This window comes from Streptomyces sp. ID05-39B (genome assembly GCF_033794725.1).
GTDB lineage: Bacteria > Actinomycetota > Actinomycetes > Streptomycetales > Streptomycetaceae > Streptomyces > Streptomyces bobili.
Genome location: NZ_JARGEF010000473.1, coordinates 1 through 2201, shown reverse-complemented (window position 1 = coordinate 2201; position 2201 = coordinate 1). Strand labels below are relative to the sequence as shown.

Here is a 2201-nt window from a genome sequence, read left to right as displayed (position 1 = left end):
CGGTAATGAGGCCCTACGGGACGGCTGCCACCGCCCCTGCGTCGCCCGCTCCATCGCCGCTCCGGAGGGCCGCATCCGACATGCCGGCCCGGTCGCCCGCGGCATCTACCTCGAGGCCGACATCTGCCGGGTGGTCGTGGCCGCCAAGGGCCCCGACCCCCAGGCCGGCCCCGGCGGCCTCGGCCTCGCTGTAGATGTCGGGCTCGAGGTAGATGACGCGGGCGATCGGGACGGCCTGGCGGATGCGGGCCTCGGCGGCGTCGATGGCGCTGGCGATCTCGGTGGCGGTGCCGTCGTGCCGTACGGCGATCTTGGCGGCGACGAGCAGTTCCTCGGGGCCGAGGTGGAGGGTGCGCATGTGGATGATGCCGGTGACGGTCGCTCCGTCGACGACGGAGGCCTCGATCCTCTGCACGTCCTCGACGCCGGCGGCCTCGCCGAGCAGCAGCGACTTGGTCTCGACGGCCAGGACGAGCGCGATGACGATGAGGAGCACGCCGATGCAGAGGGTGCCGATGCCGTCCCAGACGCCGTCGCCGGTGAGCAGGGCGAGGCCTACGCCGCCGAGGGCGAGGATGAGGCCGACGAGTGCGCCGAGGTCTTCCAGGAGGACGACGGGAAGTTCGGGTGCCTTGGCGTGGCGGACGAATTCCTTCCAGGACCTCTGGCCGCGCAGGGGGTTGGACTCCTTGATGGCCGTCCGGAAGGAGAAGGTCTCGGCGATGATCGCGAAGACGAGGACACCGACCGGCCAGTACCAGTGGTCGATCTCGTGCGGGTGCTTGATCTTCTCGTAGCCCTCGTAGATGGCGAACATGCCGCCGACCGAGAACAGGACGATGGAGACCAGGAAGGCGTAGATGTAGCGCTCGCGGCCGTAGCCGAAGGGGTGTTGCGGGGTGGCCTCGCGCTGGGCCTTCTTGCCGCCGAGGAGCAGCAGGCCCTGGTTGCCGGAGTCGGCGAGCGAGTGCACGGACTCGGCGAGCATCGACGACGATCCGCTGAAGAGGAACGCCACGAACTTCGCTACCGCGATCGCGAGGTTGGCGGCGAGTGCCGCAACGATCGCTTTGGTGCCGCCTGACGCGCTCATGTGTCGCGTGGTCCCTTCGTCCTCGGGTCGTTCTCGGGGTCGTCCCGTGGCGGCGTTCGTGTCGCCTCGGGGTCGCCTCGTGCGGGTGCGGGCCGGGCGGCGTGCCGTTTCCGGCTTTGCCCGTCCTTTGCGGTGGGTCATTGTTGCAGCCCGGCCCGTGGTGCGTGTGCCCGGACGGGCCGGTGGGACGCGTCAGGCGATGACGGTGGCCCTGAATACGGTGCCGTTTCCGGATACTTCGGCTTTTTCACCCGCGGGGACGAAGACGGACCGGCCGGGCGTCAGGGTGAGCTCGCCGGCCCGTACGGTGCCGGCCGTGCAGAGCAGGATCTGCGGGGTCGTCAGGGTGAGGTCGTGGGCGGCGGCGCCTTCGGGAAGGACGTAGCGGGACAGGCGGAATTCGTCGATGGGGGTCTCGTAGACCTCCTCGCCGTCCGGGGCTGCCTCGGGACGCAGGACGCCGGGGTCGCCGGATTCGAAGCGGACGACGCGCAGGAGTTCGGGGACGTCGACGTGTTTGGGGGTGAGGCCGCAGCGCAGGACGTTGTCGGAGTTGGCCATGATCTCGACGCCGAGGCCGTTGAGGTAGGCGTGCGGGATGCCGGCGCCGAGGAAGAGTGCTTCGCCGGGCTGGAGGCGGACGTGGTTGAGGAGCATCGCCGCGATGACGCCGGGGTCGCCGGGGTAGTGGTGGGCGAGGCCGGCGTAGGGGGCGTGGTCTCCGCCGAGGCGGTCGCAGGCGGCGGTGGCGGCGGCGACGGTGTGGGCCATCTCGTCGGGGTCCGCGGTGAGGATCGCCGTCAGGACCTCGCGCAGGGCCGCTTCCTCGGGCTGGGCGTGCAGCAGGTCGACGTACGGCTTGAGGGAGTCGACGCCGAGGGCGTCTAGCAGGTCGGCGGCGCGGGCCGGGGTGCGGAAGCCGCACAGGCCGTCGAACTCGGTGAGGGCGCAGATGAGTTCGGGTTTGTGGTTGGCGTCCTTGTAGTTGCGGTGCGGGGCGTCGATCGGGATGCCGCGGCGCTCCTCGTCGGCGTAGCCCTCCTTGGCCTGGGGGAGGTCGGGGTGGACCTGGAGGGAGAGGGGGGCGCCGGCGGCGAGGAGTTTGAGG

The 2201-nt window shown here is 70.8% G+C and carries 2 protein-coding genes; both read right to left on the bottom strand.

Going from position 1 to position 2201, the window contains the following annotated elements; translation table 11 throughout:
* Nucleotides 1–13 precede the first annotated feature (13 nt).
* A complete protein-coding gene (locus P1P75_RS41215; protein ID WP_319265100.1) occupies nucleotides 14–1093 on the bottom strand; it encodes a cation diffusion facilitator family transporter in 1080 nt (359 codons plus the stop codon).
* A 192-nt stretch (nucleotides 1094–1285) separates the two neighbouring features.
* A partial coding sequence (manA, locus tag P1P75_RS41210) for a mannose-6-phosphate isomerase, class I (RefSeq protein WP_319265097.1) occupies nucleotides 1286–2201 on the bottom strand: 916 nt, incomplete at its 5' end.

Coding starts and splice junctions, on each gene's coding strand:
- P1P75_RS41215 (WP_319265100.1), bottom strand. CDS start 1,093: ATGAGCGCGTCAGGCGGCACCAAAGCGATCGTTGCGGCACTCGCCGCC.